Below are 23,756 nucleotides of genomic sequence, written 5' to 3'. Positions count from 1 at the left end.
GTTGCCCTTCGCATCATGACGGGAAGCGAGTTGCCCAGCTTGCTCTCTAATGGGCTTTGTCCTGCTGTGGCCCGTCCTTTGCCGGTTGAACCAGACGCTACATAAACTATCACTCTTTCGGGGATCAACCGCTGTTCAAGCTCTTGAGCCTTAGCTGAGAGCCCTGAGGCATTGCGTGTATGGATGACCCGCTTGACGCGCTCCATGGCCACCTCATGTGCCGAGCTTTTTCGTGTCATTTCAATACTCTTGTCGATCGCTTCATATGGCGCCCTGAGTATTGGCGGTTCTCCAACTGTTTCTCATACCCAAGGGCGACCACTACTGACTTCCTCCATTGGAATGGAGACTGCTGGCCCCAGGGAAGTTCTCCACACCCCTGCAACTTCTTCAAGCCCCAACCCCTCCAACACGCCCACGGCGTATTTCCACGCGCCGCCTATGCTATATCCTTGTCCCGCTCATGACGTCTTAACCAATGAAAGCCGGCCTCATGGAAAATACAATGACCAAGCTACGCTACCTACTCGCTGCCTCGCTGCTCGCCGCTTCCGCCTTGGCGCAAGCAGCGCCCAGTCCGCAGGAACCATTGCAGCTGACCATGCGCTTCCAACAGGCGGCGCCTCCTGCTCCCGGCGATATCCAATTGCATTTCGCCGGCTACCACGACACCCGCTGTCCCTCCGACGTGAACTGCGCGGTCGCGGGGGAAGCCGTTGCGCTCTTCTGGGTGTATGGGCCGCATATCAAGCCGCAGGTGATCGCCCTCCCCTGGGATGGGGGTTCCGAGCAGCTTGACCGCCACGCCAAGGTCGTCGGCAAGTATCGCGTCTATCTATCCTCGCTCGAGCCCCGGCCGCGCCAAGCCGGCCAAGTCAATCCGTCGGAGTACACCGCGGTCGTCAAATTATTCGGTCCGCCTGCACTCAAGTCAGGAACGCGCAAGTAGATCGTGTGCCGTCAAAAGCACCAAGGGGACGGTCATCCCGTCCCCTTGGTGTATCAACGCATGTCGAGATCCTATTCCATGGCCAAGCGCCGAGCCGCTTCCTTGCCTCGACGTAGCGGCAAGGCCCGCACCAGTACATAGAACAGTGGTACGAAGAAGATCGCCAGTACGGTAGCGGAGAGCACGCCGCCCAGTACGCCGGTACCGATGGCGTTCTGGCTGGCCGAGCCCGGACCATCGGCGATGACCAGGGGGATGACGCCGGCGCCGAAGGCCAGCGAGGTCATGACGATGGGGCGTAGCCGCAGGCGGGCGCCTTCGATCACGCCTTCCAACGCGGTCGCGCCCTGTTTTACGGCGGCTTCGGCGAACTCGATGATCAGGATGGCGTTCTTGGCCGATAGGCCGATCGTCGTGAGCAAACCGACCTGGAAGTAGATATCGCTGGGCATCCCCCGCACGGTCACGGCCAGCATGGCGCCGACCACGCCCAAGGGGAATACCAGCAGTACCGCGCACGGCACCGTCCAGCTTTCATACAAGGCCGCCAGGCAGAGAAAGACAAACAGGATGGAAGCGGCATACAGCAGTGGCGCCTGGCCGCTGGACAGCTTGTCCTGGTAGGACAGTCCGCTCCATTCGTAGTTGGTGCCCGGTAGCCGGGCAGCCATCTTCTCGATCGCTTCCATGGCTTCGCCCGAGCTGACCCCGCCGGCCGCCGAGCCGAACACCTGCATGGCCGGCAGGCCGTTGTAGCGGCGCAGCTGCGCGGGGCCGTTGTCCCAGCGGGTGTCGGCAAAGGCGGAGAACGGCGCCATGGCGCCATTGCCGCTGCGCACGGCCCATAGCGAGATATCCTCGGGACGCGAACGATAGGGCGCATCGGCCTGGACGAAGACTTTCTTGACCCGGCCGTGGTGGACAAAATCGTTGACGTAGGCGCCACCCCAAGCCGTGGCCAGGGTACCGTTCACATCGGTCAGGTCCAAACCCAATACGGAGGCCTTGGCCTGGTCGATATCCACCCGCAATTGCGGCGTGTTGTCGCTACCGTTGGCTCGTACCGCCATCAGCCGCTTGTCCTGCTGGGCCAGATTTACCAACTGCTCGCGCGCTTCCACCAGCTTGGCTTGTCCCTGGCCGCTGATGTCCTGCAGCCAGAATTCGAAACCATTGGTTTGTCCCAGCCCATCGATGGGCGGCAATACCATGCTGAATACGTCGGCATCGCGCAATTCGCTCAGCGCGCCATTGGCCCGCTCGGCGATCGCCGCGGCGCTGTGCTCGGCGCCCTGCCGCTCCGACCAGTCCTTCAGCGATATAAATGCCATGCCGGCATTCTGGCCGGAACCGCCGAAGCTGAAACCGGACAAGGTATAGATGGCATCGATATCGGCCTTCTCCCCTTCCAGGAAGTGGCGTTCGACCGCCTGCACGATCTTGGCGGTACGCGGATAGGTCGCGCCGCTGGGCAGATTGAATTGCACCATCACGGTGCCCTGGTCCTCATCCGGGACAAAGGCTGTAGGCAGGCGGTGATGCAGGAAGACCATCAAGCCCACGATGGCCAGGTAGACCAGGCTGAAGCGCACCGGCCGCGTCAGCAGGCTGCGCAGTTGCTTGCCGTATCCCGTTTGCGCTTGCTCGAACCGCCGGTTGAACCAGCCGAACAGGCCGCGTGGCTGTCCATGTTCCGGCTTGAGGAAGGTGGCGCACAGCACCGGGGTAAGACAGACGGCCACCACCACCGACAAGGCCATGGCTGCCACGATGGTGACGGAGAATTGACGGTAGATCACCCCCACCGAACCGCTGAAGAAGGCCATGGGCAGAAAGACCGCGCCCAGCACGATGGCGATGCCGACCAGGGCGCCGGTGATCTCCCGCATCGATGCCAGGGTGGCCGACCTGGCGTCCAGGCCTTGCTCGCGCATGATGCGCTCGACGTTTTCCACCACCACGATGGCATCGTCCACCAGCAGGCCAATGGCCAGCACCATGGCGAACAAGGTCAGCGTATTGATGGAATAGCCGGCCAGTGCCAGCACCGCCAGGGTGCCCAGCAGCACCACCGGTACGGTGATGGCGGGAATCAAGGTTGCGCGCCAGTTCTGCAGGAACAGGTACATCACCAGCACCACCAGCACCACCGCTTCGACCAGGGTCTTGAGCACTTCGCGGAGGGATAGCTTGACGCTGCGGGTGGTGTCTTCCGGATAGGCCACCTCGATGCCGGCCGGGAACGCGCCCGCCAATTGCGCTACCTTGGCCTTGATTGCTTCGGCGGTGTCCAGGGCGTTGGCGCCGGGCGCCAGCATAAAGGCCAGGCCGGAGGCCGGATGGCCATTCAGGCGCGAGGTGCTGCTGTAATCCTCGCTACCCAGTTCGACCCGTGCGACATCGGCAAGGCGCACCACCGCACCGTCCGAGCGCGTCTTCAACACCAGCTGGCGGAACTGTTCAACCGACTGCAAGCGCGACAAGGCCGTTACCGTGGCGTTGAGCTGCTGCTCATCCGAAGACGGCCGCGCGCCCAGCTCGCCCACCGATACCTCGGTATTCTGCTCGGCGATGGCCTTGGTGACATCGGTGGGCATCAAGCCGTAACCGTTGAGCTTGTGCGGGTCCAGCCAGACGCGCATGGCATAGGGCGAACCGAAATTCTGCACCATGCCCACCCCCTCGACGCGGCTGAGCGGGTCCTGCAGGGTACTGGACAGCCAATCGGAGATATCGGTATCGCTGCGCCGGTCGGTCTTGTCGTAGAAGGCGGCGATCATCAGAAAGCTGCCTTGCTGCTTGGTCACGACCAGGCCGTTCTGCTGCACCTGGCGCGGCAGGCGGCTGCTGGCCTGGCTGGCCTTGTTCTGCACCTGCACCTGCGCCACATCGGGATCGGTGCCTTGCTTGAAGGTCAGCATGATCTCGGCCCGGCCGGCGGCGCTACTGGTCGAGTTGAAGTACATCAGGTTGTCCAGGCCCTTGAGCTCCTGCTCCAGCACCTGGGTCACGCTGTTTTCCACCACCTCGGCCGACGCGCCGGGATAGTTGGCGGTGATCATCACGGAGGGCGGTGCGATATCGGGGTATTTGGATACCGGCAGGATCGCCATCGCCAGGCCGCCGGCCAGCATGATGACGGTCGCCAGCACCCAGGCGAACACCGGACGCTCGATAAAGAAGCGGGCCAGCATGATCAACCGCCTTGCTTGCTGGCGACGGATGCGGTGGCGGGCGCCAGCGCGACCGGCTCCACCGGCTGGCCGACCACGGCGCGCTGCAGGCCGTCCACGATCAGCCGGTCGCCGGCTTGCAAGCCGGCCGTAACGATCCAATGCTTGCCCTGGGTGCCCTGGACCTGCAATAGCCGGGCTTCGGCTTGATTACGGGCGTTGACCACCAGTGCGGTGGGCTGGCCCTTTTCGTTGCGGGTCACGCCTTGCTGCGGTACCAGCAGGGCACGGCGGCGCACGCCCTGCTCCACCTCGGCGCGCACGAACATGCCCGGCAGCAACAGCCCATCCGGATTGGGGAACTGTGCCCGCAGGGTGACCGCGCCGCTGGCGGGGTCGACATTGACCTCGGCGAACTGCAGTACGCCGGGATGTTCGTAGGCGCTGCCGTCTTCCAGCTTCAAGGCGACCCGGGCACGCCCGGACTGCATGCCGCCGGCCAATTGCCGCTTGAGCTGCAGCAAGGCTTGGCTGGATTGGACGATATCGACATAGATGGGGTCGAGTTGCTGCAAGGTCGCCATGGGCTGGACCTGGCCCAGGCTCACCAGCGCCCCTTCGCTGACGGTCGAGCGGCCGATACGGCCACTGATGGGTGCCACCACGCGGGTACGTTCCAGTTCAAGGGAAGCGGCTTTCAGGGCGGCCTGGCGCGATTTGTAGTTGGCTTGTGCCTGGCGGAAAGCCGCCTTGGCATCATCGTGCGCCTGCTGGCTGACGACTTTCAGCTTGATCAGCTCGTCCTGGCGGGTCAGCTTGGCTTGCTGGCTATCCAGATTGGCACTGGCGTCGTGCAAGCTGGCTTCGGCCTGCTCGCGCGCGGCCTGGTAGCTGGCCGCTTCGATCTGGTACAGGACCTGGCCGGCCTTGACTTCCGCCCCTTCGGTAAACAGGCGGCGTTGCACGATGCCGGCGACCTGCGGGCGGATTTCCGCGACCCGGTAAGCGGCGGTGCGGCCTGCCAGTTCAGTGCGTATCACGGCATCCTGCTCTGCCAATACCACGGTTCCCACCTTGGGCGCCGGCATGGGTGGGGGCTCACCCTCGGCAGCCGCACCACAGCCCAGCAAGCCCATGGGCAAGCACAGATAAGCAATTTTCTTCAGCATGTTTCGACACCATGCCCGCGACCGCCTTGAGGCAGCCGCAAGCAGGTCACTCCCGGGTTAAAGCCATGAACAGTCCATATGGCAGCGGACACGGACGGGCCGCGTCGGTTACCATTGAACAAATGATAATAATCATATTAATGATAACACTTATCATTACTAATCAAGTACGCAAACACCCGAAGGACCATCGAGCATGACCCACTCTCTCTCCGGCCCGCCCCGCCGCCTGCCGGCCGGCCTGGCGTGCCTACTTGTGTCGCTATCGTTGCTGACGGGCTGCGACACCGGTCCGACTACCGCCAAGCCACCGGCTGCCACGGCGGCGGCCACACCCAAGACAGCCGCGTCGGCGCAAGCGGGCCAATGGCCGCGCACCATCGCCAGCGTCAGGGGCGATATCGTGCTGGAGCAAAGGCCGCTGCGCATCGTCTCCACCAGCGTCACCCTGACCGGCACGCTGCTGACCATCAATGCACCCTTGGTTGCCAGCGGCGCCACCAAGGCCGGTACGCCGATCACCGATGCGCAGGGCTACTTCAGCCAGTGGGCCGATGTCGCCACGGCACGCGGCGTGAAACCGCTGTACCAGGGCGAGCCGAATGCCGAGGCCATCATTGCCGCCAACCCCGATCTGATCATCATGGCCGGCACCGGCGGCGATTCCGCGCTCAAGCTGTATGAGCAGCTCAATCTGATCGCCCCGACCCTGGTCATCAACTACGACGACAAGAGCTGGCAGGAGCTGGCCACGATCCTGGGCAAGGCGACCGGCCACGAGGCGGATGCCGCCGCGGCGATCGCACGCTTCGCCCAACAGGCGGAGCAGACCCGCGCCAAGCTGCGCCTGCCGCCCCAGCCGACCACCGCCATGGTGTATTACGAGGATGATTCGGGCGCCAATGTCTGGACCGCCGAATCGGCCCAAGGCAAGCTGCTGAAGGATCTGGGCTTCCAGTTGGCCGAGGTGCCCGAGAGCGTCAAGGGCGACCGCAGCATGGGGGTGCGGCGCGACATCATCCAGCTATCGGGCGAAAAATTCGCCGATGGCCTGCAAGGCCGTAGCCTGCTGCTGTTCGCCGCCAACGAAGCCGTTGCCGAGCAGCTCAAGCGCAACCGCTTTCTCGCCCGCAACCCGGCGGTCACCGGCAAGCAGGTCTTCGCCATGGGAAGGGATAATTTCCGCCTCGACTACTACAGCGCCAGCAAGCTGCTGACGCGATTGCAGCAGCTATTCCCGGGCCCGGCATAGGAACCGCCGGGATTTACCCGTCAACCTTGCTCGGCCAGCTCGCCCGCCTGGCCGTCTTCGCCGCCCGATCGGCCATTCAAGCGCCGCAGCGAGGCAAACCCCCCGCACATCATGACGGCTACCGCGGTGGCGGCGCCGCCAAACAGGCATAGCGCCAACAAGGGGGCGAAGAAGCGGGCCAGCGCGCCCATGCCCAGCGCGCCGGCTGCATCGCCGACCACGTCCTGGGCATTCCATAGGCTATTGACCCGGCCCAGCAGACGGTCCGGGGTATGGTCCTGCACCAGGGTGAATTGCAACAGCGAGGCGATCGAACCGAGATAGCCCAGCAGGACCAGCAGCAACAGACCGGCCGCCAGGTAGTGGATAGCGCCCAGCGCCACCACACCGAGCGACGAAGCCAGTACGCAGCCCAGCATCACCAGGCCGGGCCGGCGCAAGCCTCCCACCCAGCCGCTGGTGAAGGCGCCTACCATGGCGCCCAGCGGCACGGCCGAATACATCAGCCCCACTTCCGCCGCACCGCCGTCATAGCCTTGCTCCGCCAGCGCGGGGAACAGCACACGCACGGCACTCAGCAGCGCCTGCAAGGTACCGACCATCACCACGGCACCTACCACCTTGTTCTGCCACAGAAAGCGGAAGCCATCCTGCAGGGCCCGCAGCGGATGCTCCGGCTCATACCCTTCGGGCTTGAGGCTGGGCAAGCGGGTCAGCGGGATCAGCGTGGCCAGGGTACCGACGCCGGCCAGCAGGTAATTCCAGCTGACGCCCGCACCGACGATGATCAAGCCACCGGCCGCCGGCGCCAACACGGCGCCGAAGCGCACGGTCAGCATGCTGAGCGCGCCGGCTGCGGGCAGGTTCTCCCTGCCCACCAGGCCCGGCGTGGCCGCCATCAGGGCGGTGATGCCCATGGCGCCAAAGAAGCCGTCCCACAGCGAAACCAGGTAAAGCGCGGCGACCGAAGGCGCGGCGACAAAGCTGTTCAGCGCCAGCACCAGGAAACCCACGCCGCACAGGCCGCGGGCCAACAGGATCAATTTGCGCCGGTCGAAACGGTCCGCCAGGACCCCGCCGCACATCAAGCCGATAAACATGCCGACCCCGTCCAGGGCCATGGCAGCACCGACCTGCAGGGAGGAGCCGGTGAGGGCATGGATTTGCACGGGTACGGCGACCAACATGATGCCCAGTGCGAAAACCGACATCATCCGCGCCACGAAAACGGCACGGAAATGGGGATTTTGCTTGAGCAGACTGAAATCCAGCAGTAAGGAAGGCTTGGGCATGGCGACTCGAACGGGTGAGAGGGGCGGCACCGCGCCGGCAAGGTCCTGGACCCTGCCCGTGTGCCACCTGGAGGCGTCGCATGGTAACATTACAGCGCCGAAATCTAAATAATAACGATTTTCATTTGCCATCGATCTCCCACATGCCTTCCCCTTCGGCCCAGTCATATGGCTCGCCTAGCAGTTCATCGGTCCTGTTGCGCAAACGCTTATCGTGGCTACTGCTGTGCCTGGTCCTGCTGGCGGCCATCGTCCTGGCCAGCCTGCTGCTGGGCGCCAAGCCGATCGCACTGACGGTGGTACTGGACAGCCTGTTCGGCAGCGGCGCCCACCCCGACGCCATCATCGTCCGGCAAGGCCGTTTACCGCGTACCGTGCTGGGGCTGCTGGCCGGCGCCGCACTGGGCATTTCGGGCGCGCTGATACAGGCCTTGACCCGTAACCCGCTGGCCGATCCGGGCATCCTGGGCGTCAACGCCGGCGCCAGCTTCGCGGTGATCGTGGGCATCTCCTTCTTTGCCGTCGGCTCGCCGGCCGGCTACCTCGGCTTCGCCTTCACCGGCGCCCTGCTGACCACCATCCTGGTGTACCTGGTTGGCAGCTACGGCTCGGCCAGGCTGGAGCCCATGCGCTTCGTGCTGGCCGGCGTCGCCATCAGCGCGGTCATGATGGGCCTGTCGTCCGGCCTGACCTTGATCAATCCATGGGTATTCGACAAGGCCCGTTTCTGGAGCGCCGGCTCGCTCGACATACGCGACCTCGGCCTGGCCTTGCAGGTGGCGCCCGCCATCGTGGTCGGCTGCATCCTGGCCGTGCTGCTGGGGCGCCCGCTCAATATCCTGGGCATGGGCGAGGAGATGGCGGCCGCATTGGGCAGCCGGCCGCGCCGGGTGCATGTCGTGGCGGTATTGGCCATCACCCTGCTATGCGGCGCCAGTACGGCGGTCGCCGGTCCGATCGGCTTCGTCGGCTTGATGATTCCCCATATCGCCCGCTGGATGGTGGGCACCGACCAGCGCTGGATACTGCCCTTCAGCCTGCTGCTCGCACCCATCCTGCTGCTTTCATCCGATATCCTCGGCCGCCTGCTGGTGGCGGGCGAGCTGCGCGTCTCCATCGTCACGGCCTTTATCGGCGCGCCGGTCCTGATCTGGCTGGCGCGCCGCGGCACCCTCGCGGGAGGCGGCCGATGAGCCGCCATCGCACCCTGCTGATCGGCCGCCTGGACGGCCGCTGGAATATGCGCCTGCATACGGCCGGCCTGCTGACCGGGAGCCTGCTATGCCTGGCCTGCCTGCTGCTGGCCTGCTGCGCGCTGCAAGCCGGCACGCTGGCACTGGGCACGGACCAGATCATCCTCGCCTTGCAGGGCGAGGGACCGGCGCGCTTGCAGGCGGTCGTACTGCAATGGCGCTTGCCGCGCGTGGTGTTCGCACTGGTGGTGGGGGGGGCGCTGGGCATGAGCGGCGCCATCTTCCAATCGCTGATACGCAACCCCCTGGGCAGCCCGGACGTGATCGGTTTCAACACCGGCGCCCACACCGGCGCCCTGGTCACCATCGTGCTGCTGCAAGGCAGTTATTTCCAGATTGCCGGCGGCGCCTTGCTGGGTGGCCTGGCCTCGGCCTTGCTGGTCTACCTGCTGGCTTACCGACAGGGTGTGGATAACTTCCGGCTGATCATCGTCGGCATTGCCGTCAGCGCCATGCTGGCGGCCTTCAACACCTGGCTGACCATCAGCGCCAGCCTGGAATCGGCCATGAGCGCCGCGCTCTGGGGCGCCGGCACGCTGAATGGCATCACCTGGGACAAGGGCGCCGCCCCGGCGCTGTTCTGCCTGCTGGCGGTGCTTGCCGTCCTGGCCTTGGGTCGCCGCATGCACTTGCTGGAGATGGGTGACGACAGCGCCAGCGCGCTGGGGATTCCCGCCGAACGTACCCGCCTGGCCATGATGGGCCTGGGCGTTGTCCTGACGGCGGCCGCGACCGCCGCCGCCGGCCCTATCTCCTTTATCGCGCTGGCCGCGCCGCAGATCGCCCAACGCCTGAGCCGCAGCCATAGCACCTCCCTGCTGGGCGCTGCCTGGACCGGCGCATTGCTGCTGCTGTCGGCCGACTATGCCGCCCAACATCTGTTCCCGCCGCACCAGCTGCCGGTCGGCGTCGTCACGGTGAGCATTGGCGGTATCTACCTGGTGTGGCTGCTGCTGCGCCAATCACGGCCCGAATCGACATGACGCTCCTACACGACACCCCGCCGGCCCGCCTGACGGCCAGCAAGCTGCGGCTGGCTTATGGCCAGCAAACGATCTGCGATGGGCTGGATCTCAGCATTCCCGACGGCTCGTTCACCGTGATCGTCGGCCCCAACGGCTGCGGCAAATCCACCCTGCTGCGCAGCCTGTGCCGCTTGCTGCCGCCAAAGGCGGGCCAGATCTGCCTGGACGGCAAGGATATCCACCGCTATCCGGCCAAGCAGATAGCCAGGGAGCTGGGACTGTTGCCGCAGAGCGCGGTGGCGCCGGATGGCATCAGCGTGCTCGACCTGGTCTCGCGCGGCCGTTACCCGCACCAGAGCCTGTTCAAGCAGTGGAGCCGCGCCGACGAAGAGGCGGTGACCCAGGCCATGGCCGCCACCGGCGTGGCTGCGCTGGCCGAACGCAGTGTCGGCGAGTTGTCCGGCGGGCAACGCCAACGGGTTTTCGTCGCCATGGCGCTCGCCCAGCAAACGCCGTTGCTGCTGCTGGACGAACCGACCACCTACCTCGACATCGCCCACCAGATCGAGCTCCTGGACCTGTTCCGGCAGCTGCGCGAAACGGCCGGCCGGACCCTGATCGCCGTGCTGCACGATCTGAATCACGCCTGCCGCTACGCCACCCACCTGGTCGCCATGCGCGAAGGCCGGATCGTGGCGCAGGGCGCTCCCCGTGAGGTGATCACGGCGGCCTTGGTGGAAGAGGTGTTTGGATTGCCGTGCTTGATCATCGACGATCCGGTCAGCCATACCCCGCTGGTGATTCCGAAATAAACCCTACCTGACTGCCGATTCGCGGCAACCCCGTGCAGGGTTACCGCGAACCAAGCAATCAGCTACCCAGCGTCGGCACTTCCTCCAACACCTTCCGCAGCAACGGTCCCAGCACTTCAAGCGACTCGGGCGACACGATGTCCTCATGGGCGCAATCGAGTTCGTGCGTCACCAGGCGATCGACAAAGGGCGCCCAGGTCTGCTGTACATCCATGCCGGCCGGCAGGGTGCGCTTGGCCACGAACAGTACCGCTTCGCCGGCAAAGCGGGGCGTGCCGGCTTGCGACAGCAGCCGCACCGCGTCCTGGTAGTTGGCGACAATGTGGCCGAACATCTCGGTCTTCTCGCGCAACATGAACGCATCGGCGGCGGCCTCGGTTGCCGTCATGAACTGCTCCTGCTCGCGCGCCACTTCGGCGCGGGCTTCCTCTTCGGTCGGCCCGCTCCAATCCTGTCCTTCCGGCGGATAGGTATCGAACAAGCCCAGGAAGGCCACTTCCTCGCCCAGCGCCTGCAGCCGCGCCGCCAAGGCTTGCGCCACCGTACCGCCCAGGGAGTAGCCGACCAGGTGATACGGTCCATGCGGCTGGATGGTGCGCAGTGTCGCCAGGTGCTGTTCGCACACGGCGACCATGTCGGCACTGGCTGCGATGGCGCCGTGTGGACGGGGCGACTGCAATCCCACCAAGGGCAGGTGTGCCGGCAGGTAGCGGGAAAAACCGCTGTATTGCCAGGCAAAACCGGAGGCGGGGTGGATGCAGAACAGCGGTTTGCCGGCGCCGGCGCGCAGGTGCAGTACCTCGCCGAATCCGGCATTGGCCGGATCCGCCGCCATGCCGGCGTCGGACAACACCGCCGCCAGCTTGGCGACCGTGGGCGAAACCATGATCTGCCCCACCGATACCGGCTGGCCCAACTCGCGCCGCAACTCCGCCGCCAGCCGCATGGCCAGCAAGGAATGGCCGCCCAGGGCAAAGAAGTCGTCCTCGGCCTGCACTTGCGGCAGATCCAGGGTGCGGGCGAAGACCCCAGCGATCTGGCTTTCCATGCCGGGCCGAGGCGGACGTCCGCTGGCGCCGCTCACCGCCATCGGCTCCGGCAGGGCCTTGCGGTCCAGCTTGCCGTTGGCGCTGAGCGGGAAGGCGGCCAGGCAGACGATGGCCACCGGCACCATATGGGCGGGCAAGCCGGCCGCCAGGGCCTGCCGCAGCGCGGCGGTATCCAGCTCCGCCGTAGGATCGGCCGCCACCACGTAAGCCACCAGTTGGCGCGCATCGGCACCGGCCATGTCATCCGGCCGGGCACCCAGGGTACGGGCAACCACGACGGCGGCCTGCACCTCGGCTTGCGCCAACAAGGCGGTTTCGATCTCGCCCAGCTCGATACGCTGGCCGCGTATCTTCAATTGGTCGTCGCTGCGCCCCAGGTATTCGACATCGCCGGTCGGCAGCCAGCGCACCACGTCGCCGGTCCGGTACATGCGCTCGCCGTCGCCCCAGGGGTCCGCGACAAAACGGCTGGCCGTCAGATCGGGGCGGCCCAGGTAGCCATGGGCCAATTGCACGCCGGCCAGGTACAGCTCGCCAGCCACGCCCACCGGCACCGGCCGCAGATAGTTGTCGAGGATGCGCAATTGCGTGTTCCAGACCGGTCGCCCGATCGGCACGCTGGCGGCCAGGCGCGTGCCGGCGTCGTGTTCCGCCGCCGGCTTGTAGCTGACATCGACGGCCGCTTCGGTCGGGCCATACAGATTATGCAGCGGCGCGGCGATATGCCGGCCGTACAGTTCCGCCAATTCGCGCGACAGTGCTTCGCCACTGCAGAACACATGGCGCAAGCTGGCGCAGGCGGCGTCACGCTGTTGCGGGTCGGCGCGCAGGAAACCGACAAAGGCCGCCAGCATGGAGGGGACGAAGTGGGCGATGGTGATGCCATGCGCCTCGATCAAGCCCAGGAGCGCCTCCGGATCGCGGTGCGATTCCGGTGGCGCCATAAATAGACGGGCACCGTACATCAAGGGCCAGAAGAACTCCCACACCGATACATCGAAGCTGCACGGGGTCTTTTGCAGCACCACGTCGCTACCGTCCAGTCCGTATTCATGCTGCATCCAGGCCAAGCGATTGACGATGGCGCGGTGGGACACCAACACGCCCTTGGGGCGGCCGGTGGAACCCGAGGTGTAGAGCAGATAGGCGGCGTGATCGGGCGTCAGGCCCGCAACGGCCGGACCGTCGCCGGTCGCCGCGCCGTCGGCCAGGACCGGCAGTTCATCCAGGAGCAGCAAGCGTCCCAGGGGGCCGAAGCGCTCGGCCAGCGCCGAGGTCGTGACGATCAGGCGCGGTTTGGCATCGCCCACCATATAGGCCAGGCGCTCGTCGGGATAGCCGGTATCCAGCGGCAGATAGGCCGCCCCCAGCTCCAGCGTCGCCATCAATGCCAGGCTCAGTTGAACCGAACGCGGCAGGGCTACCGCGACGATATCGCCCAAGCCGACGCCGTCAGCCCGCATGCGTGCCGCCAGATCAGCCACCTGTGCGCGGGTTTCGCGATAGCTCAGGCTATGCGCCACATCCAGCAGGGCCGGCGCCGACGGGGTGCGCTGTGCCTGTGTCACCAGCATATCGCGCAGGGTCAGCGGGGCCAGCTCACGGCCGGTGGCATTGGTCGCGACGATCAGCGCCTGTTCGGCCTGGGTCTGCCCCACGAAATCCGACCACGGCTGCTCGGGACGATAGGCCAGATGTTCCAGCAGCATCAGCAGGCGTTCGGCCAATTGCGCCGGTTCGCGGACCAGGTCGCGGTACTCGATCAACAGGCGTAAGCGCTCGCCCGGCAGCACCAGGATGGTCAGCGGATAGTGGGTATGGCCGCGGTTGCGCAGCGCACCCAAACGGGCCCCCTGGTATTCGCGGGCATGCAGGTCGTCCTGGTCGGGGTAGTTCTCGACCACCAACAGGGTATCGAACAGCGTCGGCGCACCGGCCAGCCGCTGGATCTCGCCCAGTCCCAGGCCATCGTTTTCCAGCAACTGGATCTGCTGCGCCTGGACGGCGGCGAATTGTGCCCACAAGGACAAGTCAGCTTGCAGGCGCACCCGCACCGGAATGGTATTGCTGAACAAGCCGATATGTTCGTCGATACCGTCCACCGGGCTGAAACGGCCGGATACCGGCGAACCGAATACCACGTCGTCACGGCCGGTAAGAATGGACAGCAAGGCCCCCCAGGCTCCCTGCATGACCGTATTGAGGGTCAAGCCATATTGCCGGTAGCAAGCCGCCAGGGCTTGTTCCAAGTCCTTCGGCACCACCAATTCAAACTCATGCACAGCCGGCGCCGCCGTGGCGCCTTCGAACAGCAGGGTGGGCTTGACATCCGCCAGGACCTCGCGCCAGACCTGCCGCGCGGCGGCCAGGTCGCGGCCTGCCAGGGCGCGCACCACGGTGGGATAGTCCACGCGGGTCGGGCGCAGGCTCTGCGGTCCGTCGCCATAGGCTTTGAGGAAGTCGCGCAACAGGATGGGCGTGGACCAGCCGTCCACCACCAGGTGATGGGCGGTCAGGAACAGGGCGTGCCGGTCGCCGTCCAGCTCGACCAGGAGGGCGTGCAAGAGCGGTCCGGCATCAGCGGCGCCGATGGCGAAATCGCGATCCAGCTCGGCGCGCTCCAGGGCATGCAGGCGCTCAGCCCATTCCGCTTCCGGCACGCCGGCCAGGCTGCAACGGGACCAGGGCCAGCGGCGCTCGGCCCGCGTGGCCAGCGGCAGCAATTGCAGCGGCTCGCGCCGCAGTTCGCTGTCGAACAAGGCGCCCAACTGCGGATGGCGGGCCAAAACGGCTTCCAGCGCGTCGCGCAGGCCTTCTTCCACCACCGGCCCGGTGAAATCCAGACGGGTAATGGAGTTGTACTTGCTGGCCGACTCGCCCAGTTGGGCATGGAATAGCAGCCCTTCCTGCAAAGGCAATACCGGCAGTACCGCGGCTAGCGGTCCATAGCGATGGCACAGCTGGCCCAGCGCGGCATCGTCCAGCGTCTGGCCACCGCCCAGTTGCGTTTCCGCCGCCACCAGGGTGTCGGCCGCCGCCGCTGGGTTGGCCGTGGCGAAGCGCAGCAGCGAGGCGGCATGGTGGGCGATACGTTGATGCAGCGTGTCGACGATATCGGCATCGAACAAGCTTTGCGCCCAGGTCCAGTTGATGGCCAGGGCAGGTCCCTGCCGGGTTTCCTCGACGAAGACATTGATTTCCATGCCGTGCAGCAAGGGCATGGCCGGGTCCACGTCCACGGCGAAGCTGTCGGCGAAACAGCCGCCTGCCCGTTGCGGCATCCAGTCGCCGCTACCGCCATTGAAACGGCCGAGATAATTGAATAGTACGGGCGGACGGTTGAGCGCCTCCAGCGCGGCCAGGGCCGGACCATGCTCATCGTCGAGATAGCGCAATACGCCGTAGCCCAGGCCGCGATCGGGAATGCAGCGCATTGCGCGCTTGATGGCGCGTATCGCTTCGGCACCGCTATCCGGATTGGCCAGGGCGGTATGCAGGTCGAAGGCGACCGGGTACTCGGCGGTCAGCCAACCGACCGTGCGGCCCAGGTCCACCTGTTCGGTAATGGCTTGACGGCCATGCGACTCCATCGAGAAGCGCAGGCCGGGCGCCTGGAAGACTTCACCGCAAGCCATGGCAACGGCGGCCAGCACGATTTCTTCGACGTTGGCGCGATAGGCCTGCGGCAACGTCAGCAACATCGCCTCGGTCAAGGCCTGGTCAAGCAAGGTGCGCGCTTGTCCGGCCGACCCGTAATTGTCACGCTGCGCGTCCAGCGCGCCCTTTGCCAGCGGCGCCTGCGGCTCGGCCAGGATGCCACGCCAAAGCGCCAGTTCGCCGCGGCGGGCCGGCACTTCCTCGGCCAGCAGCTGTGCCCAATCCCGCAGCGATAGGTCTTCCCGCGCCAGCATGGGCGTCGCGCCGGCTACCGCGGCCAGGCAGGCGGCTTCCAGTTCCGGCAGCAGGATACGCCAGGACACGCCGTCCACCACCAGGTGGTGCATGGCCAGCAGCAGCCGGGTGCGCCCGTCGGCCTGGAAACGCACCACTTGCATCATCAAGCCGCTGGCGGGATCCAGGCGCTTGGCGGCCGCCTGGAACAGCGCATCCGGATCGGCCGGCTGGCCTGGTGCTTCGTGCAGGATGCGCGCATCCAACTCGGCCGGCATGGCTGCCACCACCAGTTGCCCGCCTGCCACCCGCGCCCGCAAGACCGGATGCGCGCGCTGCAAGGCCAGCAGGGCTAGCGCCAGATGGCGCGCCTCGACCTCGGTGGGGATGGACAACAGCACGGCCTGGGCGAAACGACGCTCCAGGCCATGGTGCTGGGCGAACCAGCTGATGATGGGCAAACGCCCGATTTCACCGCCCTTGTCCAGGGCGGCATGGTCGTCCTGCTTGGTCGCCAGGGCTTGCAATACCGTTGCCATGCGGGCGGGCGAGCGCTGCGCGAAGATATCGCGCGGCCGCAGCAGAAAGCCGGCGCGACGCAATTCGGTTCCCAGGCTCATGGCGGAAATACTGTCGCCGCCCAGGTTGAAGAAATCGTCGTCGGCGCCGACCTCGGCCAAGCCCAATACGCTGGCGACACCGGCACAGACCAGGCGCTCCGCCTCGCCCTCGGCGGCCCGGCCGCGCCGGACGGGCGCCGGCGCCATGGCGGCCAGGGCACGCTTGTCGATCTTGCCGTTGACCGTCATGGGCCAGGCCGGCAGCACGCGCAGGCTGGCCGGCACCATATAGTCGGGCAGCACTTCCGCCAGTTGGGCCAACAAGGCAGCGCCCGCCGCTTCGGCATCCCACTCGTCCGACGCTACTCCAGCCAGGGTGCAATAGCCGTTCAAGCGGGTATTGCCGCCCACCGCCTCGGGCAGGACCACCGCGTCGCTTACGCCATCCAAGGTGGCCAGGGCATGTTCGATCTCGCCCAGCTCGATACGGAAGCCCCGTACCTTGATCTGCTGATCGTCACGGCCGATGAATTCCAGCTGGCCGTCCGTACGCCAACGCACCAGGTCGCCGCTGCGGTACATCCGCTCGCCGTCGGCAAAGGGATCGGCCACGAATCGGCTTGCCGTCATGGCCGGGCGGTCCAGGTAGCCGCGCGCCAGGCCGGGGCCGGCGATATAGAGTTCGCCCACCACGCCGACCGGCACCGGCCGCAGCGATTTGTCGAGTACATGGATACGGGTATTGGCGAGCGGCCGGCCAATCACCGGCTCGGTCGCCACGGCGACGGCCGCGCTCAAGGTATCGACCGTGTATTCGGTGGGGCCGTAGAAGTTATGTACCTGCAGATCCGGATACTGGCGCAGCTCGCGCCACAGGGCCGGCGACACCGCCTCGCTACCGGTCATGACCAGCACGGGGTGATGCTGTCCGGCCGCCATCAGGCCACAGGCCAATAATTGCTGCAGCATGGAGGGTGGCACATCGACCGCGTCGATGCGCTGCGCCCGCACCAGCGCCACCAGGGCCTGGGCATCGCGGCGCAGTTCTTCGTCGCACAGATGGAGTTCCTGGCCCAGCAACAGCCAGATCAGTTGTTCCCAGGAGGCATCGAAGGAGAAGGAAGTGCTGTGCACCGCCCTTAGACGCCGGCCGTCCAGGCGTGCCAACGTGTCGCCATAAATGCCGGCCTGGTGCGAAAGCAGCAGATTGAGCAAACCGCCATGGGTCACCATCACGCCCTTGGGCGTGCCGGTGGAACCGGAGGTGTAGATCAGATAGGCCAGGTGCGCGGCCTGTAGCGGTTCGCTGCGCTCGGCATCGCTGATCGTCGTGCCGGCATGGGCGCCCAGGCGGCTGCATACGGCCGCCTCATCGAGGCATAGCCGTGGTACGCCAAGCGGCAGGCGGGCCTGCGTGGCAACCGTGGTCAGCAACAGGGCCGGCTTGGCATCGGCCAGCATCAGCGCCAGGCGCTCGGCCGGATAATCCAGGTCCAGGGGCAGATAGGCGGCCCCAGCCGACAGCACTGCCAGCAGGCTGACCACGCTATCGATGCCGCGGGGTACCGCGATGGCCACCACGCTGCCGACCGAGACGCCCTGGGCCAGCAATTCCCGACCCAATTGCGCGACGCGCGTGGTCAGCGCGGCAAAATCCAGTTCCGCCCCATCGCAAACCAAGGCGCGTTGTCCCACGCCTTCGGCGCGCTGCGCGAAGATATCCAGCACCGTGCGTACAGCAGCTGGCGCAGCCAGGTTTGTGCCTTGCGACCACGCGGCCAGTTGGCCGCGTTCCAGCGTGCCCAACAGCTCGGGTGCCGCGATGGCGCGCTGCCCGTCCGCCAGGAGGGCCTGGAAAAGTCCTTCCAGGCGCAGGCAATGCAGTTGCAGTTCCGCTTCGCTGTAACGGGCCGGATTGGCCGCCAATTCGACCGTCAGCACGCCATCGACCTGCCACAGGCCGAATTCCAGGTCTTCCACCGGGCCGGCCGCCAACAGGCGGGTATTGCCCGGCGTCCCGGCCAGGTCCAGGCCCTGTTCGTAGATCTTCAGATTGATGGTGGGACCATAGAGCGCGCGGCCGGAGCCGATCAGGCCCATATCGCGCTGCATTTGCTCGGCGCTATAGCGTTCGTGCCGCCGGATCCGCTTGAACTCGGCGGCCAGGCGCTGCGCCAGCTCGGCCAGGCTCAGTGCCGTATCCACTTCCAATTGCAGCGGCAGCACATTGACCACCGGGCCCAGCGCCCGTATCGCCACCGAACCCATACGCTGCATAAACGGAATGCCGGCCACGATATGGCGTTCACCACTCATGCGCGCCAGGTAGGCGAACAGGCCGGCCATCGCCATCTCGGCGGCGCTGAGCGCGGGTCCCGGCAACGCCGTCGCTGCCCGGCTCAAGCGATCGGCATCCAATTGCAGGCTATGGCGCAATACCTCGGTGTTGGCCACGCTTTGCGCCGCGCGCGCCTCGCGGCTGGACAAGCTGACCGGCATGGCCAGCGTGTGCGCGTATTCCTGCCAGAAGGCCTTGTCGCGCGCACAGGCATCCGAGGCCAGGTAGGTTTGCCGTTCCGCAACCACGCGGGCAAAGGAGACGAAGGGGCTATCGCCGGCGGGGCGGCCTTGCCGCAGCGCGGTATAGATGTCGGCCATGCGCCGGCTCAGCGCGGCAAAGCTATAGCCATCGACGCAGACATGGTGATAGCGCTGGTACCAAAGCCAGCGCTGTTCATCCAGACGCAGCAGGATATGCCGATAAAGCGGCTCCTCGGCATCGGCGGCCAAGGGGCGGTCCAGGTCGGCTCGCATCAAGGCTTGGGCAGCCAAACCCGGATCAGCCTCACCGCGCAGGTCCAGGCAAGCCGGTTCGGGCAGGTCCGCCGCCTGAATACCCTGCGGCAGGAACTGCAGCGGCCCCGCCGGGGTATCGGCGAAGCGGGCCAAGGGGGTATCGGCCTCGGCCAGGCCCTGGCGAATCGCCTGGCACAGCAAGGGAATATCCATGGGACCGGCCAGCTCGATATAGTGCGCCACGGTATAGGCATTCCCCGGCGCACCGATCTGGTCCGCCAGCCAGATACCCAACTGGGAACCGAGCAGTGGAAGCGCCAACTCGGTGGCGGATGGCGTGTGCAACTTGGCAGTACTTAACACAATGTATTTCCCTTGACCGCTGATACCTGGCCCCGCTGGGCCGGCAAAGAAGTAAATGAACTTTGATCGCTGCGTAGGGCGCTTTACGCGCTGCGCAGCTGACCTGGCCGGATATCGGTCCAATTGCGGTCCAGGTAGTCCATGCAGGCGGCGCGGCTATCCGGCCCAGAACGGTGCGCCAACCGGCCGGTGCGGCGGCCACGGTGGGCCAGAGGCTGTACTGCTCCTGCTCGTTCACCAACACCAGGAAACTCAGGCTTTCGTCATCGAACGGGTTTTGCGCTTCGGTACTCATGGTTTCTCTCCTTAATATGGATTGCCTACCCGCCAGGGGTGGCTTTGCAATGTATTCGGGCAGATCTACGGGGCCAGCAGGCAGGACAGGCCATCCAGCAGGCCGCCGCGCCAGCACAACCAGTCGTGCCCGCCTTCGAAACGGCGGTAATGGACTTCGTGGCCGGCCTGGCGCAGGCCTTCGTGCAGGCTGTCGTTCACATCGATCATGACGTCCTCGCGGCTGCCGACTTCCATGAACACGCGCAGTCCACCTTGTGCCAGCTTGCCGGCCGCCAGATGCTCGGCCAGCCGGCCCCGGCTGCCGGGTTTGCGTGGACAGGGCTGACCGGGCGGGGCATCGAGCAAATTGACGTGGGGCCACCAGAATGAGCCCGATTGGCTCAGCACGCGGCCAAAGCGTTCCGGCCAGTGCAAGCCGGCATAGGCGGCGGACAAGCCGCCCAGGCTTTGTCCGGCCACCACCGTGTGGCCGGCTTCGTCGCTGAACGGTTCAATGGCGGCCGCCTTCGGTAGCAATTCCGCCTGTACCGCCTGCCAGAACAAGGGCTCGCAGGACAATTCCTCCTGCCTGCGCGCGCCATCGATCACATCGATCAATACATAGACGGCGGGAGGCAGCCGGCCGGCGGCGGTTTCGCTGTCCAGCGCCGAGTAGATGGGCATGCTCATGGCCCAATGCTGGCCATCCAGCAAGAGAACCAGCGGCCGCTGCCGGCGCTGCGCCTCGTCCAGGCCCGCTCCGGTGGCATGGATCCAGATCCGACGCCGATTGCCGAGCAGCTCGCTGTGCCAGTCGAGCGTCCGCAGCGTGGCTGGCTGGGCATATTGACCGCTGTCCACCTGCTGCCATGCCGATTGGTCCGGCGCCTGCGGCAGGTGCAGCGCCGATAAGGCGCCACCCCAGGCACTGGCATGGGGGCGGCGCGGGTTGAGTGCATCGGGCTGAGCGTGGTCGAGTACGGCCCGCCACCATTGCCGATGACGATTGCGCTGCACATCCAGCTCGCCCACCGGAGACGGCGGCAGGTTCGCTTCGCCGACCGGAATGAACAGGTAGCTGCCACGCCAGTCGGCTGGCAGGACGGCTTGCCAGTACCAGACATCGGTCTCGCCGATGCGGGTCAGCGAGGCCGGTTCAAGGCTGTGGTGATTGGTGACCGAGTTCACGTCGATAAACACCCGCAGGGTGCTCGACTGCTTGGGTCCGCCCTGTGGATCGCGCCAAAGGAAGGTGGCGCAGACCGTATCCTCGGTAATCTGTTCGCAAAAAGGTGCGCCGCGATCGGCGACGGCTTGCCACCATCGCTCGCTGCCCACTTCCAGCGCTTGCAGCCAGGCTGCCGTTTCGGATGCCGCTGAGTTCAAAATCACTCCCCCTCTATCCCTTGGAAAGGCATGCAGCGCCTTGCACAAAAACGCATCACTTCATGCGTGACGCATAGGAAATATGCGGATCACATTGCGCACAATAATGAGAAATATTATCATTTGTATTCAACATTGAAAATACGTTGCCCGCCAACGTGCCAAATCACAGGGATAGAAACAGATGGACATTCGCAGTACGCGCAAGCGCAACGCCCTTCTGCTGGCCAGCAAACTGAGCCTGGCCTGTCTGAGCGCCATGGCGCTGGTCCCCGCCAGCCATGCGGCAGAAACCACCACTTCGGCAGCACAGAACTATCGGATTCCAGCCGGCCGACTGGCTGACCAGCTCAAACTTTTCAGCCAGCAATCGGGCAAGGCCCTGCTGGTGGACGAAGCCTTGGTGAAGAACCTGAATGGTCCGGCCGTCCAGGGCAGCCATAGTCCGCAGGGCGCGTTGGCTTTGCTGCTGGCGGATGCCGGCATGCATGCCACCGCCAACAAGGACGGCAGCTTCAAGGTCGGCGCAGCGGAAGGCGCCCTGGCGGCCGTCACCGTCACCGGCGAAAAGATCGACCGCTCCATGCAGGAAACCACCACCGCCGTGACCGTGCTGCGCGGCCGCGACGTGGATGTGGGCGGATCGCGCTCGGTCTATGAAGTAGTCAGTCGCGCGCCTAACGTTACCGCCAATGGCGCCGGCATCCCCAATATCCGTGGCGTAGCGGGCACCGGCCCTTCGACGGGCGTGTTCTCGTTTATCTCCGGCGCCCGCCCCCGGGTCAGCACGTCGGTGGATGGCGTATCGGAAAGCTGGTCCGGCCAGCGCTATGTCGATTCCGGCCTGTGGGATGTTGCCCAGATGGAAGTGATGAGCGGCCCGCAATCCACCACCCAAGGCCGCAATACCATAGGCGGCGCCATCGTCGTCAATACCAATGATCCGACCTTCCATCGCGAAGGCGCGGTACGGGCCGGTTACGAAAACAAGGGCGGCAAGGCGCTCCTGGCGGGCATGGTGTCCGGCCCGCTAGTGGAAGACGAACTGGCTTTCCGTATCACCGCAGAAGGCTTGCGCGGTAAGGGCTTTATCAATTACCCGGGCGAATGGCCGTGGGACCCGTCCGAAATCCGCCGCAGCAGCGTGCGTGCCAAACTGCTCTGGCAACCGAAGGCCGCACCAGGTCTGTCGGCCAAGCTCACCCTGTCGCGCCGCGACCAGAAGGGCGAATACCTCAACACCGTGGACGGTGATTTCACCGCTTATCAATTCCGCGGCTTGGCCTCCAATACCCGCTATCAGGATTCCAGCAACACCACGGTCAGCACCGATGTACGCTACCGCTTCTCGGATGCGCTCACCGGCCACCTGCAGTACAGTCGCGGCGACTACGACGCCAAGTTCAAGGAAACCGGCGCCGATCGTTTTTCGCTGAAGATGGATGAGAAGAGCAATACGCTGGAATCGCGCCTGGTCTATGACCCGAACGGCGGCGCATTCAGCGGCGTGGTCGGCTTGTACTATTACGATCGCAAGCAAGACCTGAATGCAGCACCGGACGGCTTCGTCGGCGACGACAAGGTCAAGACCCTGGCCCTGTTCGGCGAATCCACCCTGACTATAGCCAACGGCCTCGACCTGATCCTGGGCGGCCGCGTGGAGCGCGAGAAGCAGAACCGCGATGTCACCGCCTGGCCCGGCAAGCCCTGGACCGGCTACGTCAAGACCGATATCGCCGAAACCCTGTTCCTGCCCAAGTTCGGCATCAGCTACAAAGCCACGCCCGAAACCACCGTGGGCTTCACCGCCCGCAAGGGTTATAACGCCGGCGGCGGCAGCGTGGACTGGATCACCAGCGAGTTTTACCAGTACGGCAAGGAAGAGGTCAGCACCTATGAATTCAGCACCCGCTCGCAGTTGCTGGACAAGCGCCTGAACCTGAACGCCAATCTGTTCATCAATCGCTACGACGATTACCAGGCCTTGTTGAACCGCCGCTTCGTCAATATCCCCAAGGGCAGCAGCCATGGCCTGGAAGTCAGCGCCAACGGCATGGTGACCCGCCAGCTGGAATTGCATGGCTCGCTGGGCTGGCTGCATACCAAGGTGAACACCGCGCCGGCCGCCAATCCCGCTATCGCCGGCAATCACTTCAACTATGCACCCAGGTTCACCGCCAATCTGGGCTTCAAGCAACGCCTGGACGGCGGCTGGTACTTCGGCGGCGACCTGACCCATACCGGCAAGTACTACTCGGAGATCGACAATAACGAGCAGTTCAAGGCCGGCGGTTACACCTTGGTCGATGCCAATGCAGGCTACCAGCGTGCCGCCTGGAATGTGCGTGCCTACGTCAAGAACGCGACCAACCGGAATGTGATGTTCCTGAAGACCGCGACCCTGGCCCAGGTAGGACAGCCCAGGACGATGGGCGTGACGGTCGATTATCTGTTCTGATCGATGACCGGACTGCGCTCATCGGGCGGTGATTGCCGGTGAGCGCGGTTAGGTTTTCAGCTTGCAGTCACACTTTCAATAGCGCAGCAATTGGAAGCAATTCAACTGCTTT

Annotated in this window: 11 protein-coding genes and 1 pseudogene; 6 read left to right on the top strand and 6 right to left on the bottom strand. The window is 65.3% G+C overall.

Features of this window, described 5'->3' with window-relative positions; genetic code table 11:
• Nucleotides 1-505 precede the first annotated feature (505 nt).
• The gene (locus tag FNU76_RS13030) at nucleotides 506-949 is read left to right on the top strand and encodes a hypothetical protein (protein ID WP_144278603.1); all 444 of its coding nucleotides are present in this window, start codon (nucleotides 506-508) and stop codon (nucleotides 947-949) included.
• A 71-nt stretch (nucleotides 950-1,020) separates the two neighbouring features.
• Here FNU76_RS13030 and FNU76_RS13025 read toward each other — a convergent pair whose 3' ends face one another.
• On the bottom strand, nucleotides 1,021-4,143 hold the full coding sequence (locus tag FNU76_RS13025; RefSeq protein ID WP_144278602.1) for an efflux RND transporter permease subunit: 3,123 nt from the start codon (nucleotides 4,141-4,143) through the stop codon (nucleotides 1,021-1,023).
• A 2-nt stretch (nucleotides 4,144-4,145) separates the two neighbouring features.
• Complete coding sequence (locus FNU76_RS13020) at nucleotides 4,146-5,291, bottom strand: efflux RND transporter periplasmic adaptor subunit (RefSeq protein WP_144278601.1); 1,146 nt, start codon at nucleotides 5,289-5,291, stop codon at nucleotides 4,146-4,148.
• Nucleotides 5,292-5,487: 196 nt separating this feature from the next.
• Between FNU76_RS13020 and fepB the strand changes: the two genes are divergently transcribed.
• Complete coding sequence (gene fepB, locus FNU76_RS13015) at nucleotides 5,488-6,543, top strand: Fe2+-enterobactin ABC transporter substrate-binding protein (RefSeq protein WP_144278600.1); 1,056 nt, start codon at nucleotides 5,488-5,490, stop codon at nucleotides 6,541-6,543.
• 20 nt (nucleotides 6,544-6,563) lie between these two features.
• Here the strand turns inward: fepB and entS are convergent, their stop codons facing one another.
• A complete protein-coding gene (gene entS / locus FNU76_RS13010) occupies nucleotides 6,564-7,835 on the bottom strand; it encodes an enterobactin transporter EntS (protein WP_144278599.1) in 1,272 nt (423 codons plus the stop codon).
• 143 nt (nucleotides 7,836-7,978) lie between these two features.
• Between entS and fepD the strand changes: the two genes are divergently transcribed.
• The 3 genes from fepD to FNU76_RS12995 are packed head-to-tail and all read left to right on the top strand — an operon-like array spanning nucleotide 7,979 to nucleotide 10,865.
• Complete coding sequence (gene fepD / locus FNU76_RS13005) at nucleotides 7,979-9,028, top strand: Fe(3+)-siderophore ABC transporter permease (RefSeq protein WP_144278598.1); 1,050 nt, start codon at nucleotides 7,979-7,981, stop codon at nucleotides 9,026-9,028.
• Complete coding sequence (gene fepG, locus FNU76_RS13000) at nucleotides 9,025-10,071, top strand: iron-enterobactin ABC transporter permease (protein WP_144278597.1); 1,047 nt, start codon at nucleotides 9,025-9,027, stop codon at nucleotides 10,069-10,071. The genes fepD and fepG overlap by 4 nt, the downstream gene beginning before the upstream one ends.
• Nucleotides 10,068-10,865 (top strand): ABC transporter ATP-binding protein, encoded by a 798-nt coding sequence (locus FNU76_RS12995; protein WP_144278596.1) that lies wholly within the window; start codon nucleotides 10,068-10,070, stop codon nucleotides 10,863-10,865. The genes fepG and FNU76_RS12995 overlap by 4 nt, the downstream gene beginning before the upstream one ends.
• Before the next feature lie 58 nt (nucleotides 10,866-10,923).
• Here the strand turns inward: FNU76_RS12995 and FNU76_RS12990 are convergent, their stop codons facing one another.
• The 3 genes and pseudogenes from FNU76_RS12990 to fes form a co-directional block, all read right to left on the bottom strand.
• A complete protein-coding gene (locus FNU76_RS12990; protein ID WP_144278595.1) occupies nucleotides 10,924-19,524 on the bottom strand; it encodes a non-ribosomal peptide synthetase in 8,601 nt (2,866 codons plus the stop codon).
• 83 nt (nucleotides 19,525-19,607) lie between these two features.
• Nucleotides 19,608-19,819, bottom strand: a pseudogene (locus FNU76_RS25435) (MbtH family protein).
• 65 nt (nucleotides 19,820-19,884) lie between these two features.
• The gene (gene fes / locus FNU76_RS12980; protein ID WP_144278594.1) at nucleotides 19,885-21,192 is read right to left on the bottom strand and encodes an enterochelin esterase; all 1,308 of its coding nucleotides are present in this window, start codon (nucleotides 21,190-21,192) and stop codon (nucleotides 19,885-19,887) included.
• 178 nt (nucleotides 21,193-21,370) lie between these two features.
• Here fes and FNU76_RS12975 point away from each other — a divergent pair, with 178 nt between their 5' ends.
• Complete coding sequence (locus FNU76_RS12975; protein ID WP_144278593.1) at nucleotides 21,371-23,644, top strand: TonB-dependent receptor; 2,274 nt, start codon at nucleotides 21,371-21,373, stop codon at nucleotides 23,642-23,644.
• The last annotated feature ends 112 nt before the right edge of the window (nucleotides 23,645-23,756 follow it).

The organism is Chitinimonas arctica, from assembly GCF_007431345.1.
GTDB lineage: Bacteria > Pseudomonadota > Gammaproteobacteria > Burkholderiales > Chitinimonadaceae > Chitinimonas > Chitinimonas arctica.
The sequence above is the reverse complement of the archived record's forward strand: the minus strand, read 5'-3'. Positions and strand labels throughout refer to the sequence as shown.